Origin of the sequence: Vogesella mureinivorans, from assembly GCF_007644035.1 — a bacterium.
Lineage (GTDB): Bacteria > Pseudomonadota > Gammaproteobacteria > Burkholderiales > Chromobacteriaceae > Vogesella > Vogesella mureinivorans.
Map to the genome: position 1 here is coordinate 1 of NZ_VMTV02000522.1, position 332 is coordinate 332.

The 332-nt window shown below is 51.5% G+C and carries 1 protein-coding gene; it reads left to right on the top strand.

The annotated features are described in order from the left end of the window. A partial coding sequence (locus tag FLQ44_RS25605; protein WP_206208892.1) for a hypothetical protein occupies positions 1–332 on the top strand: 332 nt, incomplete at both ends.

Here is a 332-nt window from a genome sequence, read left to right on the forward strand (position 1 = left end):
GGTGTAAAAGACTACAGACTGACTTATTACACCCCCGATTACACACCGAAAGACACTGATATCCTCGCGGCTTTCCGCGTTACCCCTCAGCCTGGAGTTCCCCCTGAAGAAGCGGGTGCTGCTGTGGCTGCAGAGTCTTCCACCGGCACTTGGACAACCGTGTGGACCGACTTGCTGACGGACTTGGATCGCTATAAAGGTCGTTGCTACGACATCACCCCAGTCCCCGGTGAAGATAACCAGTTTATTTGCTACGTTGCTTATCCACTGGATCTGTTTGAAGAAGGTTCTGTCACCAATATGTTGACCTCCATTGTGGGGAACGTATTTGG